At 28.4% G+C, this 257-nt stretch carries 1 pseudogene; it reads left to right on the top strand.

Annotated elements, in window-relative coordinates:
• Positions 1 to 257 (top strand): annotated as a pseudogene (locus ACY2RW_RS16215) (hypothetical protein); the annotation flags it as partial.

Raw genomic sequence — 257 nt, 5'->3', positions numbered from 1 at the left:
AAGATTAAAAAGATTTCAACTACATCATCGTTTTAAAAAAATAGGAGTATTCCTTTTTTTAATTCTACTTTTTACTCTTATTGGTCTTAAATTTATTGAAAATGAACCGGCTTTATTAAAGACTATAATTAAAAGTGGCTTACTTGTCGGACTGCTTATAATATCGGTTTCAAAAGAGAAAATTGAAGATGAGCGTATTGTACACTTACGGCAGCAATCATATCAGATAGCATTTGTACTTGGTGTAATTTATTCTA

The organism is Polaribacter sp. 2305UL8-11 (assembly GCF_058147165.1).
This window is presented reverse-complemented; position numbering and strand designations above follow the sequence as displayed.